Genomic DNA, 14,815 nt, shown 5'->3' with positions numbered 1-14,815 from the left:
AAGCTGGATGTTCCAGCTTATTTTTCGCCCATCCTTATTTCAAGTAAAGTTTAGATAGATCCTCGAAAATAACAACGGGTTTCAGTACCGCTTCTTCCAATCCGCCGTACTTTTTGTCGACAGCGACAATCGTCTTCGTATAGGCAATCGGATAAACCGGCGCGTCAACCGCTATAAGCTCTTGCAGCTTATTATAAATTTCGCCGCGCTTCGTTGCATCCGCTTCACCAGCGCCTTGCTTGAACAGCTCGTCCGCCTCTGGATTTCCATAATGAGTATAGTTAGAATCGCCATCAGTTGTATAAAGAATGCTGTACGCGTCCGGATCGTACCCCATAATGTAGCCTGCCGCAGCAAGCTCGAAGTCTGTTGCTTTCGGATCAACGAATTTATCGCCGTATGCAGAAGCATCCATCGCTTTAATCTCTACGGTAACGCCAATTTCCTTCAGCTTCTGCTGAACATAAAGCGAGATCGCTTCCTGTGCTTTATTGCCGCTGGAGACGATAAACCGAAGTTTAAGTCCTTCAGCGCCGTTAGCTTTCAACAGTTCCTTTGCTTTGGCAACGTCATTATCGTAGCTTGTTACATCGTTGTTGTGGAACAAGCCATCCGGCGTAACAAAGGATTTAGCTGGGTCAGCGTAATCGCTTGAATTGTAAGCCACTTGAATCAACTCGTCGCGGTTCAGCGCGTAGGACAGCGCTTGTCTGACCTCTTTTTTGCCAAGCAAGCCGGTATCACTGTTCTCATTAAAGAGCAGGTAAGACAAACGGCCTTCACTGTATGGCAGAACTTCAAATTTATTCGTTCCCTCTATTGTTGCAACATCCTGAGGGTCTAGGTATTTAATATTAATTTCACCGTTCTGCAAAGCCAGATTCGCCGCATTTGTATCTTTCGCGATACGGTAAGTCACGGAATCAAGATGCGGTTTGCCTGCAAAATAGTTATCAAAGCGCTCCAGCGTTACATACTCACCGGTCTTGTATTCTTTGAACTTAAATGCTCCGGAACCCACGGGCGCATTGTTCTTCGTGCTCTTCTGGATATCGGCTTCGTTCTCGAAAATATGCTTCGGAATCGGCGTCACTTGAACAAGCGTCGCTTCAAAAGCAGGACTAACCTGCGGAAGCTTGAATTCAACCGTTGTATCATCAACCTTCACTGCCTGTATAGCTTTGCCTCCGATGATAAAATTCCCTCTCAGAAGACTGTTTTGTTTCTCATCCAAAATCTTCTCGATCGTAAACACGACGTCATCCGCTGTCAGCTTCTCGCCATCATGCCAAGTAAGGCCGCTCTTCAGCTTCAAGGTATAAGTTAAGTTATCCGCGGAAGGCTCAAGGCTGTCCGCCAAATAAAAAGTTTTCTTGCCATTGTTTACTTGAAAAAGCGGCGCGAAAAGCGCCTGGTCAATCGTAAGGCTGACACGATCTCCCGCATAATTCGGATTTAGTAAGACAGGATCTGCTTGTACGGCTATAATTAAATTTCCGCCGTCTTTTGGCTGGCCTTCCGCGGTTGGCTCCGCGTTGTCCGTTGCCGGGCTTGCGCTTGGCGTATTGCTGCCATTATTGCTTGAGCAAGCACTGATCAGCATCGTTAATAATAAAAGCAAGGTTACCCCTAAACGATTTTTATTCATTTTCTCTCATCCTCCGTGTGTCTGTTTCTCTGTAGGTTATTAACCTCTCAAATTGTATATCGGTTTACTTGGAATTACAACTGTAAAAGCTTCCAATATTGTCATTTCGTTCAGTTTTTTGCATTTTCCACTCATTTTATTTTCAAATACCATCTCATTTATGACTATAGTATGCTTCAAACTTCTAATATTATAAGCCCTTCCTTCACTTATTCTTCAAAATAAATAACTTGATTATACTCTCTGAAAACTAAATAATATGAAGCAGGCCTAATGCGCCTATATATGAAACGAACGGGATGGGCGTTTGCTCGTCCGCAAAAGAAAGGTTGACATAGACAGCATGGATTTAACACATCGTATAACCAAGAAACAAGCCGTAAAAGAACCGTTCCCCGTCTCGATTCTATCCCTTACCGTCGGTGCCTTTGCCATTGGCATGACCGAATTCGTCATCATGGGACTACTGCCTAACGTTGCCGAGGATTTGCATGTCAGCATCTCGTCAGCGGGTCAACTAATTACGATGTACGCCCTCGGAGTAGCCGTCGGGGCTCCTATATTAACCGTCCTTACGCACCGCATTCCGCAAAAGCAGCTCCTGATCTTACTTATGCTATTGTTCATTCTCGGCAACGGCATCTCTGTTATCGCGCCAAGCTATGCCGTGCTTATGGGAGCACGCATGCTAACCGCGCTTACTCATGGAACCTTCTTTGGAGTTGGCGCTGTTATTGCCTCCAATCTTGTCCGTCCGGATAAACGCGCGGGAGCCGTTTCGATCATGATGGCAGGGCTCACTATCGCGAATATTATCGGTGTACCGCTTGGAACCTTTATCGGTCAAAATATGGGCTGGCGCTCCTCGTTTGGCGCTATTGCGATTATGGGAATCATTGCCTTGATCGGCATATTCATCTTCATTCCGAAGCTTAAGCAAGATAAACCAGCGAGCATGATTCAACAAATCTCTGCCCTGATCAAGCCAAAGCTCATGGTGTACCTGCTGATAGGAGCGCTGGGCAACGCAGGCCTTTTCGCCGTTTTCACTTATATTACCCCACTGCTTACGCAAATCAGCGGCTTTGCCGAGCATAACGTGACTTGGATTCTCGTCCTGTTCGGCTGTGGGGTCACCATCGGCAATATTGTTGGCGGCAAGCTTGCGGATTGGAAGCTGATGCCTTCTATCCTCGGCTTATATTTTGCCATTTGCTTGATCCTGACGATCTTCACCTTTACCATTCACAATCCTGTTGCTGCTGTGCTGACGATTTTGCTGTGGGGTACTGCCTCATTCGCTGTCTTTCCCGGACTACAGGTCCGGGTGATGAGCCTCGCGCAATCAGCGCCTGCCCTCGCCTCTACCTCCAGCCACTCTGCCGGCAACTTAGGAAATGCAGCCGGCGCATTTATCGGGGGGTGGGTCATTACCCATCTGTCTCTCGGCGCGCTCCCTTGGGTTGGTGCTGTATTGGTCGGCCTAGCCCTGGTTCTCGGCCTTGTTTGCTACATCACAGAGAGCAGAAACAAATTGGCGTAACACACCCGCTGTCTACCTACACAAAATCCCTGCTTCGCTCAGAAGCAGGGATTTTTGTGCACTTATATGCGAAAGGTATCTAAATCTTTTTGACAAACTCCGATTTCAGCTTCATCGCTCCAAAACCGTCAATTTTACAGTCGATATCATGATCTTCGTCCACCAAACGGATATTTTTGACTTTCGTGCCGATTTTGATAACCGATGAGCTTCCTTTTACTTTTAGGTCCTTAATGACGGACACGGAATCCCCATCGTTTAAAATATTGCCGTTGGCGTCTTTCACCACTTTTTTATCATCACTATTTTCGGCACCTGCATCCAAGCTCCATTCATGGGCGCATTCCGGACATACGAGAAGGCTTCCATCTTCATAAGTGTATTCAGACTGACAGCTCGGGCAATTCGGTAATGTAGACATAATATGAAGTTCTCCATTCGTAAACTATGTATTTGGCTTCGTTTTTCCTTATATAAGTATATTTGATAATCATAAATAGTACCAACACAACCGGTAGTTTGCCGTTTATTATTCCTGCTCCAGCCCTTTAAGAAAGCTCAGTACCGCTATCTTCATCTGTTCTAGACCAGGCTGCTCAATCGGGAAGTGTCCCGCTCCTTCTAATAAGATGCATTCTTTCCTGCTTTTCAACCGATTGAAAAAAGGCTCACTCAGAGCAAAAGGCGTCATCGGATCTACTTCGGGATGAACAAGCAGAACCGGACAGCTGAACTCTTCAGGCTTAAGCTTTGGCTTCATATTTAAAAAAGTTCTCAGCAAGCGCAGCGGAACCTTTGTGCCTGCCGCGTGAGGGTCATTTATTATCAACTTCGTCAACGCCTTATGATTGCTAATGAGCTTCATTCTTGACACTCTAGTTACCGGAATATGCACGGAATCCAATACAAAGGGAAAAGCATCCATCACATATTTGCCTAAACGACTGACCACCTTGTTAGGGGCTACTTGATCCCGAACCTTCGGATTGCTCGTATCCACAAATGTCGTTACAATCAATCCTTTGACCTGCTTGCTATTGACCGCCGTATGGTACGCCAGCATGCCGCCAATACTGGACCCCAGCAATACAACCGGTATACCGTCACGTTTCATTTCCTCTCCAATGAGCGCCGTAAGCAGGTCAATCCATTGCTGATAATCGATGAGAGACGATGACTCGCTGAAGCTTAGACCATATGGAGGAAGATCCGGCGAGACAACCTCATAACCGTGCTGTTGCAGCATCCGTGCGTAAGGAGCCAATAATCTCCCGTTGCCGCCTGCGCCGTGAACAAATATGATTTTTATTTTAGAGTCCGTCACCTTCATACGATCCAGATGAACCTGAATCCCGTTCCAAGCCCACCATTCTTCCGTCGGCAAATCTGATCCGCTTAGTCGTATTTCTTCAGGAAAAAACCGCTGATATTGCTTCCAGTAAGAAACTGAATCGTTATAGGATAAGAAGTTGGCTTTTAATGTCATCGTTCCTCCCCCGTTCCCCTCATCGTTTCTGTATATTTGAGGATTATAGCTTACTTTAGACCGTATTGTAATGGAGCAATCTTTTGTGCGACAATCAATAGGGACAAACGAAACAGGAGGCGTAAACAAATGAGGACGATAAAGCTAGGAAGCAGCACCTTAGAGGTACCCGTAATTGCGGTTGGCTGTATGCGAATTAACTCGCTAGACAAACCCGAGGCTGAGCGTTTTGTTCAGACCGCACTCGAAGAAGGCGCAAATTTCTTCGAGCATGCCGACATTTATGGCAGCGGAACCTGTGAGGAAATATTCGCTGACGCCATACATATGAGCGATGATGTACGTGAGAAGATTATTCTGCAATCCAAATGCGGCATCCGGCCGGGTATGTTCGACTTCTCCAAAGAGCATATTCTAACATCGGTGGATGGCATCCTGAAGCGTCTGAAAACCGACTATTTGGACGTTCTGCTTCTGCACCGCCCAGATACGCTCGTCGAACCCGAAGAAGTGGCTGAAGCTTTTGATCTTCTGGAAAGCTCAGGAAAAGTACGTCATTTCGGCGTGTCCAATCAAAAGCCTATGCAAATTGAATTGCTGAAGAAATCGGTGAAGCAGCCGCTTGTTGCTAACCAACTGCAGCTCAGTATTACCAATACAACGATGATCTCGAACGGATTTAACGTGAACATGGAGAACGATGCTGCTGTAAACCGTGATGGCAGTATTCTGGATTACAGCCGTTTGCACGATATGACCATTCAGCCATGGTCGCCATTCCAATACGGTTTTTTTGAGGGCGTATTCCTCGATAATGATAAATTTCCTGACTTAAACAAAAAAATTGACGAGGTAGCGAAAAGCTATAATGTCAGCAATACGACGATTGCCATTGCATGGCTTCTTCGTCATCCTGCTCGCATGCAACCAGTGATCGGCACCATGAATATTGGCCGGCTACAGGATTGCTGCAAAGCAAGCGAGATCTACCTGACTCGCGAAGAATGGTATGGCATCTACCGTGCTGCAGGCAATATACTTCCTTAATGGCCGCGTCTACAAGGTAGGTCTGCCACTATTCTGCGATTGATCTAGTGTGCAGCGTCTCAAATACGAAACAGCCTCCGGTCTAAATAGACCAGAGGCTGTTTCGTATTATAACTAGAGCTTAAATGAGCTAAGCACTCTCCATCTTCGATAGCAGTCTTCTGTATAAAGTGGCTACTTCTAGAGAAGGACTTAACCCAAGCTCCCTGCGCATATTTTCGGTAAATTTACTATACTGCTGGGTCAATCCTTCTTTATCTTTCTTCAAAGCCAACGCGCGCATAAGCAGCTTGAACGTTTCTTCATTTAGCTCATTCCGTACAAACAGCTTCAATAATAACCGAATGGCCATTTGCGTATCGCCTTTGGCTAATAGGGCCGTACAAAGCCGCTGAGTAAAGGAAGAGTAAAGCTGAGAAAGCCGCTCTACCTCGCTCCAAGCCCATGGGAAGGCACGGTCGCCAAACAAATCGCCGACATAAAGCTGCTGAAGCTCAATCGCCTGTTCCAAATTCATCTGGTTCACGACCGGCATCTCTTTGCAGCCTTCTTCAAAGCTAATCATATCCACGCGTACCTGATGTAGATCCAATGAATAATGGTTGTTATCGGAATGCAAACGATCCCTCAAGCCATAGTTATCGAGTAGTCTGCGCAGCTGATAGACGGTCGTGTTTAAATAGATTTCAGCATTTTTCTGCGGCATGTCGCCAAAAATGTCCTCGATTAACCTAGCTCTCGGTACTTGCCGGCTTTTATTGATAAGTAAATAACCAAATAGCTCTGCGCTTTTGCTCGATTTCCACTTGACGATTACATTTTGCGCACTGCGAATTTCCATACCGCCAAGACAGTTGAACATGATTCGAATCGAAGAAGGCTCCCGCAAGGTAAGCGCCTGCTCTACCTGAACTTCAGCCAACGCTCTTTGGACAGTCTGATGCAGTCTCTCTTGCAATACGGGCTTGACGATATAATCAAAAGCATACACATCAAACGCTGAAAGCGCATATTCCTTGTGGGAGGTAACGAATACGATCTTCGTCTGTCTCCCGCTCTCCCGTAAGCGCCCCGCAAACTCCAGGCCACTCTCCTTCGGCATATTGATGTCAACAAAGATCAAATCCGCATCATGATCCTCTAAATAAGAGAAGGCCGCAATCGTATCATGAAAGGTGCCTACAATTTTGACTTGATCCAGCTTGCCAAGCATGCGTTTCAAAATGAGATGCATCGCTTTTTCGTCGTCGACGATAACAATCTTCACACGATTTCCCTTCTTTCATCCCATTCAATAGAGTAAGTAGACGCTTTACGTGAAGTAGGAACTGAGAAATAAAAAGTGCTGCCTTGTTGGGGAGCGCTTTCGAACCAGATTTCCCCGCCGTTTAAGCGGACGAACTCCCTGCATAGCGTTAACCCGAGCCCCACGCCGCGCTCGCCGGCGGTGCCTACCGATGAGGCCGGATAGGCCTCATTCAGCAAGGTATCGGCTTGCTCTAACGGAATTCCGGCTCCAGTATCGCTAACGGAAACGACCATTTTACCATTTGCCAGTTGGGCATCCAGTTGAATGCTACCGCCATAATCCGTGAATTTAATCGCATTGGAAAGCAAATTGCGAATGATCAGATCGAGCATTTCTTTATCCGCAAACACAAGCGTATTCTCAGGTATAAGAGAATGAATATGAATCCCTTTCCCTTCGCTGCGAACCTGCAGAAAACGTATATTCATTTGGATAGCTTGGGCCAAATCCCTGACCACCGGGTTGAATACCATACCTCCCCTTTGGCTTTGAAACCAATCGAGCAAGCTTTCAACCAGAGTAAAGGTATTGTGGATTTGCTCGCCCATTTCTTGGACGATTTCCTCGTGATTCTCTCCGCAATCTTCCATTTCTTCTTCCATTAGCTCCATTAAATTAATAAGTACCGCGAGCGGATCGCGAATGTCATGTGCGACGACATTGAACATTTTGTCCTTAAATGTATTTAGCTCACTGAGCTGCCTTGCATTATCGAGCAGTATTTCCTCGGAACGAACGGACTCCGTAACATCGCTTAGCAAAACCATTTTCCCAACAGGCTTCATACCGTTTTTGGTGATATAGGAAATATGGACATTATAAAATTCCCGGTCTGCTTGGCCTGAAATTTTAATACGACTTCCCAAGGAAGGCTGCTGCATAATCCTCTCCAGCAATACGGGGTAATCCGCAAATATTTCAAGCGCCGAATTCCCAATCCTTTTGTTCGTTAGGCCTTGAATAATTCGCGCTGCCGATTGATTAAAGCTGGTTAAGCTATTTTCCATATCCAGTACAATAACTGCGTCCTGCATCGATTCAAATATTTTCTGAAGCGCCAGTGGCGCCAGTCTCAGCATATTAAATTGGTAGATTCCCCATAAATAGAAAATTCCTGAGATTACGAAACCAAAAGGAGAGATATCAATGGGCATATAGATTACTCCGCTTAAATAGATGAGTGTGAAACCGAAGGGACCCCATGAGCCAATGATCATTAAGGCCACCTGCTTTTTCATACGGCCCTTCTCTTTGATAAACATTTGGAGCATTAAAACCATGCCAATGACAAAAAAAGAATAGGAATAATAAACATGAAAATAGTATAGGGGACCTTTATCCAAGGTAACCAATGGGAAACCTTCCGAATAATTGAGTGTCATACTCTTATAAAACAAATGATGCCATTCATTCGTATGGTGGGCAACGAATGTGATAAGGGGAACAACCATTAGAGCCGCAACGACCCATTTTTTAACCAACGCTTGACGTCCGGTATATTGCAGTACCATGATAAACCAAAATAATGTACCGAACGGAATGCCCATGTATTCCACCCGCAGCCAAAAACGGATATGCTCCAAGGAAGTACTGACAATCTCAAAAGCATAGCCGAGCGTATAGAAGGCACCAGTCAGCGCACCCAGTCCATAACTGATGGCAATGGGGAGCTCCCTTCTTTTCCAGCAAAGATAACACAACACAAGCGAGCAGCAGGTAGCTCCCATTAATAGTGCCGATAAATACAGATTGTAGCTCATTGCTGACTAGCCTCCATGCAGGATAGGGTCTATGAATCTCTACCTTTCATGTTAACAGAAACAAGTCAAAAAAACTTAGAAACTCCCCACGAAATACCGTGAGGAGCTGCTATATTCTACAAAGAATAAAAGAAGAAACCTAGTTGATGAAATGAACATATTGCATTAAGCGTTTCAACATGACCGATGCTTGCGCACGAGTCGCTTTCGCTGAAGGAGCAAAAGTATCCGAGGTCAGTCCTGTGATGATATTGGCCTCCATCGCTTCTGCTACTGCCGCTTGTGCCCAGCTGCTAATTGCAGCTTGATCCTTAAACTTGGATAACGTCTCGTTTTGGCTTGTTGAGGCACCACCTGTGATGCCCGCTGCAGCAATCGCTCTTGTAACCATAACTGCCATTTGCTCGCGGGTGATCGTATCGTTTGGCTTAAAGCGGTTGCCATCAAAGCCGTCAACAAGCTTGGCCTCTGCAGCGGCGCCGATCGCGCCAGCAAACCAATCACTGGATTTCACATCTGCGAAGGCCGCAGAAGAAGTATCCAGGGATAAGCCTAAAGAGCGGACCAATAACGCAGCAAACTCTGCTCTCGTAATGTTGTTGTTTGGAGCAAAACTAGTTTCCGACACGCCGTTAATCACCAGTTTGGAGGCTAGCAGCTCAATATCTGCTTTCGCCCAGTGCTGGCTAATATCAGAAAATGTTTTGGATACAGAGAGAACTGTATAAATGCTGTTTCCATTGCGCTTAAATGCAACTCTCGTGGAGCCGTCTGTCTGCTTCTCGAAGATAGCCGGAACGAACGAAAATTGACCAGAAGTCGGATCATAACGGACGACGGATGCATGAGCAGCATCCACTGAACCTGTGAGTACGACATTTCGCTCCACATAAGTGGAACCGAAAGCCTTCAGCTCGATCGTCTTTCCATTTCCTGAAGCGACTAGAGTAAATTCAATCGCATTTCCAAGTTGTACAGCAGCTATATCCAGTGCACTCTGTTTGATTTTCGAATTCAAGTCAGTAGTGACTGTCGAGATTTTTACAAGAATGCTAATGTTTTCAGTCGTAGTTCCTAAACCTTGCTCTAACGCAGTAAAATCAATAATACTGAGCGGCAAAGAATATTCCCCATCATTAGTTTGTATTGAAATAATTGTGTTTGGCGCGCTCTTTGCAGCAGCTGCCAATACGGATGAACCCAAGCTAAACTGAACCGCCTCGCCCGCTGCATTGTTGAAAGAGACATAAATAATCGGTGCCGCACCATGATTATCCTGCTTGGCTGCTTTGGCAAGGGCGTCTGCAAGAGCTCCGACGTCTTGGGTAACCGTAGTCGTTAGTTGTCCATTTCCAACCGTTACAGATGATGTTGTATTTTTGCTCGTATCTGCAATGACTGGCTCCGCACCCGATTTACCAGGTGTAATCGGTTTGGCTGCCGCTGGGGTTGGGGTTGTAATGGTTCCGATTGGGCCACCGCCGTCGGTGTTACCGCCGTCTCCACCACCCGTGTTAGCCGTTTTAACAACAAACTCTGCATTAGCTACCTCAGTAGCTTGTCCGGCAATGACTTTGTAAGTGCCAGTAGCCTCGCTAGGAGCTAATGTAAATGAGCTTGAAAATTTCCCGCCGCTTACTTTCGTAATATCATAAAACAATACGCTATTACCCGGGCGCAGCACCTTAATAATCACTTCATCTAGCGTAGATGTGCCGGAAATAACCACGGTGCCTCCTGGCGCCTTCTCTCCTATAACATCTAATGTAACCGCTGAGCCGCTTGCAAAAACCGCAGCAGGCACAAGCGATAAACACAGCGTAAAAATCAATAGCAAACTGAGCTTGCGCAATTTCACTTTACATTCCTCGCTTTTCTCTTATTTATTTCTGCTAGTCCAATTCATTGTTGTTTTTCTCATTCAATGCAATATCAAATTCGGTTTGTGTCTTGATAGATGCGAAATTTAGACCAATATCCGCAAGATCAGCGCCGTATTTGCTCACGACATAAGCTTTGACGGTATAATTCGGATTTGTCGCCGCGTCACTGACGTTAAAGTTAGCTGAATATACGCCTGTTCCGAGCTTTAAATTAGCCGCAACAATACTAACTGGCGTAGTCCCGTTGAACAGTTCAAATACAACGGACTGATTGCCTGTATATTGATTTTGATAAGCATTGTTCAAAAGATTAATTTTGGCTGTAATCCCGTTTTCCGTCGTCACAACCGGTGCTGTCATATAAAACAATTCAGACGATCTGTAAGCTCTGCCATCAAAGTATTTAGTGCTATAGCCTTCAGCATTCACAGAAATTTGGTAGTAATATCCTTCTTGAAACACACCTTTAGCAATCGTAATTTTGCCTTCGCTCAGTTGATATTCAGAGCTGTTCAGTTGTCTTCTCATGCCAATTTTTCCATCATATAAAATGATTTCTTTGACTTGGTTTCTCCACAAGGCATTATCTACAAAAGTTAACTCGCTTGCCGTATTGCTTAGCATATATCCTGTAATCTCTGGAGTAGTGTAAGCAAAATCAATCTCTACAGCTATATTTCTTTTATAATCAAACTGATCACTAACCACTTTTTCAGAAATTTTCACTTTGACCGAGCCAACTTTTATAGCATCATGAAACAATATATTGATATTTCTACCATAAATAGATACGACATCGAGCTCATCCAAAGCTTTATAGGTTGCTCCGTGATCGATGGAATAGGTAATGCTCTCTTTCAGATGGGACACTCCGTCCACTAGGGTTTGATCTACGATATCCGTATCCGCATTAAACTGGATGCTTAACCAACGGCCATTGTAAGAAAAATATCCATTGTACAAATTAAAAGTTTTATCGTTAGGGTAGAACCACTTCGTGTCAAAATTATTATTAGGAATATTTCCCGCTAAATCTTTGAACATATTGGAGTTAAATTGGAAATAATATTGATAGCCTGTTAGCGGCGCGGCAAAATGAATAGTAGCCACAGAACCAGAGAACGTTAGCGTAGTACCCTCCGGAAGTCCGGTTTTCCAGTTCTGACTGTTATACCAATACACGCTTTGCAAGAAATTAGCGTCATCTTGTTTTCCGTTTTGAACATCTTCGTTAAATACGATATTTAAATCCTGATAATTATTTGAGAAATAAGAATATTGATACACCGGCAGTGTTGTATCCGCAGGAAATGGATCGACTCCGCCAACATGGGCTTGTAGAGGTGCTGTTACTGACCGTTCCCTTTGAATATTGCCATAGCGATCTTTTAGGACTCCTGCTTCGACATAAATATAATTGCTCGTTCCAGACAAAGCCTCTTTAAAATGGATTTTCAGCTTTCCGGATTCAATTTCCGCTGAATCACCTTCACCTAATCCTTTAGGCTGCGAATTATTATCTTTTTTTAAATAAATATAATTGCTTAGAGGATTACTTAAGTATGTGTTATCAAAAATATCATCGTAGAAAGAAATTGTTACGTCATGATTATCGCTGCTAACGATAGTACTTTGAATGGTAGGAGGAGAAACGTGCAGCAGCAATTCCTCATTCAAGCTGCCTGCTGCATTTTTCAATGTGCCGCCTGCAATTTTAATCACTGTTTTTTCACCTATAACAATTTTCATATCATTATAGTATTCCATGTAGATTTGCCTAGAACCATTCTGATAGACTTCATTCTGCTCACCCAGTACAGGAGAAAAATGCTCTCCGTCTGCAGCAATGCTTATTTGGGATTTCAGAAAAGCATTAGTTAGATCTTGATCGGCATTCACTGGTGCATTAATTGTAAAATCTTTATCAAAATTCAAGTAAACTTCACCACCTGAATCGTAGACATCCGCACCTATGAAAGCAGGAGCAACAAGATCCTGCGCAGCAATATTACGAATTTCCATATTAGAGTTGTATGGATCTTCATCAATATCAAGGAGTGCTCCTGAAGCTATGTTTATAGCGTTTGCATTTCCATTTAAAGCACTTTCTAAATGAATAATCAATGTAGTCGCAGATTCGCTAGTGGAGAAAGAAATGCTGTCGTTAGCAGCAAGAGGTGAATAGCCAGGGGTCTCCGATCTTTCCAAGGTAATTGCATTTTTCAAATCTTCCAACGTACCCGCTTGTTCAGCATATTCACTAAATGTAACGGTTATTTTTTTGTTAAGGTTACTAACGTCAACCGTTAGCCGCGGTGCTCCTTCTGCAAGCACATCGCGAACAAAGCATTGTTTCGCTTGATTTGGTACGGGATCAGAGCCCCAGGTAGGAACGTTGCAATTAAAACTATTTGTCATCTGGCGATAGCCATAGAGATTGTTTATACCAAAACGAACTTCCTTTGTCCCTGAGATTTCACAGGTACTATTTTCGTTGGCGCAGAAAGCCCAATCACCATTGTCCGCAGATGCGGGTGAAACAAATAAAAATGAAGACAACGCCATTATTGCTACTAGCAGACTGATTGAACCCTTTTTAAAAGGCATTACGCTCGAACGAAAGAGCCGTCCAACCACCGGTTGCTTCACATTCTTTTCTTGCTTTGTCGTATACATAGTTCCTTTGTCACTCCTGATTTCATTTTTTTTAGTAATAAAAGCAGTATAAACTACCTTAATGACAGCAAAATGACAAACATCGACAGCAATATGAGCGCTTACCCCTAGACTCTACAAAACAACTTCTTTTTTATCGAAAACAAGACCATTGTCTCTGCTGATGTGATAAAATCTCTTTAGTCTACTCAGGCAATTGCCGATGAATATAGGGATAGATTTTAATTGGAATAAATGAAAGCCTACATATATTAAACCTGGGGGATTTTCTCGTTATGGACCAAATTTCCGAAAAACGACTTCAACACCTGCTCGAAAGCTGTGGCCACAATTCACACACTCATTTATATCATTTAGGTGATAAAGAGACGTTTTGGGATTCGGAGTGCGAGGCTTTACTTGTTTACCGCTCGATTGGAAAGAGGAAAATTGTACTCGGAGATCCTGTCGGAGCCCATGAAGCTTGCTTGCGAGTCATTGAACAATTCATTGCGTATTGCAAGGAGAACAAAACAAAACCAGTATTTTATCAGGCTAAGTCTACTTTTCTTCCTGTGTACAAGCAATTCGGCCTCCAATGTTCCAAAATTGGAGAAGAAGCCCAGATTAATGTATCCGCTTTTCATTTGAATGGGAAACAATGGCTTAAGCTTCGCAATCGTATCAATAAATTCGAACGCAGCGGCTATTCTTTTCAAGTCATGTATCCTCCTTATACAGATTCATTTCTTCACCGGCTTCAAACGATCTCCAACGAGTGGCTCGGTGATCGCAAAGAAAAAAGCTTCTCCGTTGGCTCTTTTGCGCCTGACTATGTGAGCAGGTTTCCCGTCGCTGTCTTAGTCGGTCCTGATGGAACTTATGAGGCATTCGCCACAATTGCAGGGGACCATCCGCCTAGCATGTTCATGCACCAAGAAGATTCTGTTGCCAGACAAATTACGGTAGACTTGATGCGTTATACGAAAGCCTGTCCACCTGGCACCATGGACGTCTTATTTGCCTCTTTATTCAAGTGGGCTCAAGAGCATCAATACTCGCTATGCAGCTTGGGTATGTCTCCCTTGGCCAACGCCTGTGACCTATTTATTATGAAGCTGCTCTACAAGTATGGGAATAGATTGTATAACTTTAAGGGCTTGTATGAATATAAAAATAAGTTTGCACCACACTGGGTAGAGGTCTACTTTGTTTATCAACCTTCCTCTGTCACCTTAACCGTCGCTGCGCTTGCAAGAATCATTCATACGCCGTTGAACAAGCAGCACTCTGGAGGCAAACTATTCTCAAAAAGGTTCATTAATCGGAATTACAAATCACGAAAACGGACCGCTTCCAGCGACCAGAAAAGCTAATGCTTTTAAGGGTATTTACGAGGGTATTGTCTATTATGGTCCCCTATTAAAATAGCCGAATACTCCGTCGGGAGCATTCGGCTATTCCTTTATTCACTGTGATCTGAT

At 44.3% G+C, this 14,815-nt stretch carries 10 protein-coding genes; 3 read left to right on the top strand and 7 right to left on the bottom strand.

Going from position 1 to position 14,815, the window contains the following annotated elements:
* Positions 1-34: 34 nt before the first annotated feature.
* Positions 35-1,648 (bottom strand): ABC transporter substrate-binding protein, encoded by a 1,614-nt coding sequence (locus E0496_RS19455; protein ID WP_141503520.1) that lies wholly within the window; start codon positions 1,646-1,648, stop codon positions 35-37.
* Between the two features lie 343 nt (positions 1,649-1,991).
* Here E0496_RS19455 and E0496_RS19450 point away from each other — a divergent pair, with 343 nt between their 5' ends.
* Positions 1,992-3,191 (top strand): MFS transporter, encoded by a 1,200-nt coding sequence (locus tag E0496_RS19450; protein ID WP_141503519.1) that lies wholly within the window; start codon positions 1,992-1,994, stop codon positions 3,189-3,191.
* Between the two features lie 79 nt (positions 3,192-3,270).
* Here E0496_RS19450 and E0496_RS19445 read toward each other — a convergent pair whose 3' ends face one another.
* Positions 3,271-3,612 carry a zinc ribbon domain-containing protein YjdM gene (locus tag E0496_RS19445; RefSeq protein WP_141503518.1) on the bottom strand — a complete coding sequence of 114 codons (342 nt, stop codon included), beginning with the start codon at positions 3,610-3,612 and terminating at the stop codon, positions 3,271-3,273.
* 108 nt (positions 3,613-3,720) lie between these two features.
* On the bottom strand, positions 3,721-4,677 hold the full coding sequence (locus E0496_RS19440; RefSeq protein ID WP_141503517.1) for an alpha/beta hydrolase: 957 nt from the start codon (positions 4,675-4,677) through the stop codon (positions 3,721-3,723).
* Between the two features lie 129 nt (positions 4,678-4,806).
* Here E0496_RS19440 and E0496_RS19435 point away from each other — a divergent pair, with 129 nt between their 5' ends.
* The gene (locus tag E0496_RS19435; RefSeq protein ID WP_141503516.1) at positions 4,807-5,724 is read left to right on the top strand and encodes an aldo/keto reductase; all 918 of its coding nucleotides are present in this window, start codon (positions 4,807-4,809) and stop codon (positions 5,722-5,724) included.
* A gap of 130 nt (positions 5,725-5,854) precedes the next feature.
* Here the strand turns inward: E0496_RS19435 and E0496_RS19430 are convergent, their stop codons facing one another.
* The 4 genes from E0496_RS19430 to E0496_RS19415 form a co-directional block, all read right to left on the bottom strand.
* Entirely contained in the window at positions 5,855-6,991 is a 1,137-nt protein-coding gene (locus E0496_RS19430; RefSeq protein ID WP_141503515.1) for a response regulator, read from the bottom strand.
* Positions 6,988-8,793: a sensor histidine kinase gene (locus E0496_RS19425; RefSeq protein ID WP_141503514.1), complete on the bottom strand. Its 1,806-nt coding sequence runs from the start codon at positions 8,791-8,793 to the stop codon at positions 6,988-6,990. Before E0496_RS19425 ends, E0496_RS19430 begins: the two co-directional genes overlap by 4 nt.
* Positions 8,794-8,932: 139 nt before the next feature.
* On the bottom strand, positions 8,933-10,651 hold the full coding sequence (locus E0496_RS19420) for an S-layer homology domain-containing protein (RefSeq protein ID WP_141503513.1): 1,719 nt from the start codon (positions 10,649-10,651) through the stop codon (positions 8,933-8,935).
* 34 nt (positions 10,652-10,685) lie between these two features.
* Positions 10,686-13,352, bottom strand: coding sequence for a hemoblobin-interacting domain-containing protein (locus E0496_RS19415; RefSeq protein ID WP_141503512.1), 2,667 nt, complete (start codon positions 13,350-13,352; stop codon positions 10,686-10,688).
* A gap of 275 nt (positions 13,353-13,627) precedes the next feature.
* Between E0496_RS19415 and E0496_RS19410 the strand changes: the two genes are divergently transcribed.
* A complete protein-coding gene (locus E0496_RS19410; RefSeq protein ID WP_141503511.1) occupies positions 13,628-14,707 on the top strand; it encodes a phosphatidylglycerol lysyltransferase domain-containing protein in 1,080 nt (359 codons plus the stop codon).
* Positions 14,708-14,815 lie beyond the last annotated feature (108 nt).

The organism is Paenibacillus luteus (genome assembly GCF_006542765.1).
Taxonomy (GTDB): domain Bacteria; phylum Bacillota; class Bacilli; order Paenibacillales; family Paenibacillaceae; genus Pristimantibacillus; species Pristimantibacillus luteus.
Note: the sequence above shows the minus strand (reverse complement) of the source record. Positions and strands in the feature narration are given on the sequence as shown.

Excerpts from the sequence above, each read along its gene's own strand:
- E0496_RS19455 (WP_141503520.1), bottom strand. The coding sequence starts at position 1,648 with ATGAATAAAAATCGTTTAGGGGTAACCTTGCTTTTATTATTAACGATG.
- E0496_RS19450 (WP_141503519.1), top strand. The coding sequence starts at position 1,992 with ATGGATTTAACACATCGTATAACCAAGAAACAAGCCGTAAAAGAACCG.
- E0496_RS19445 (WP_141503518.1), bottom strand. The coding sequence starts at position 3,612 with ATGTCTACATTACCGAATTGCCCGAGCTGTCAGTCTGAATACACTTAT.
- E0496_RS19440 (WP_141503517.1), bottom strand. The coding sequence starts at position 4,677 with ATGACATTAAAAGCCAACTTCTTATCCTATAACGATTCAGTTTCTTAC.
- E0496_RS19435 (WP_141503516.1), top strand. The coding sequence starts at position 4,807 with ATGAGGACGATAAAGCTAGGAAGCAGCACCTTAGAGGTACCCGTAATT.
- E0496_RS19425 (WP_141503514.1), bottom strand. The coding sequence starts at position 8,793 with ATGAGCTACAATCTGTATTTATCGGCACTATTAATGGGAGCTACCTGC.
- E0496_RS19415 (WP_141503512.1), bottom strand. The coding sequence starts at position 13,352 with ATGTATACGACAAAGCAAGAAAAGAATGTGAAGCAACCGGTGGTTGGA.
- E0496_RS19410 (WP_141503511.1), top strand. The coding sequence starts at position 13,628 with ATGGACCAAATTTCCGAAAAACGACTTCAACACCTGCTCGAAAGCTGT.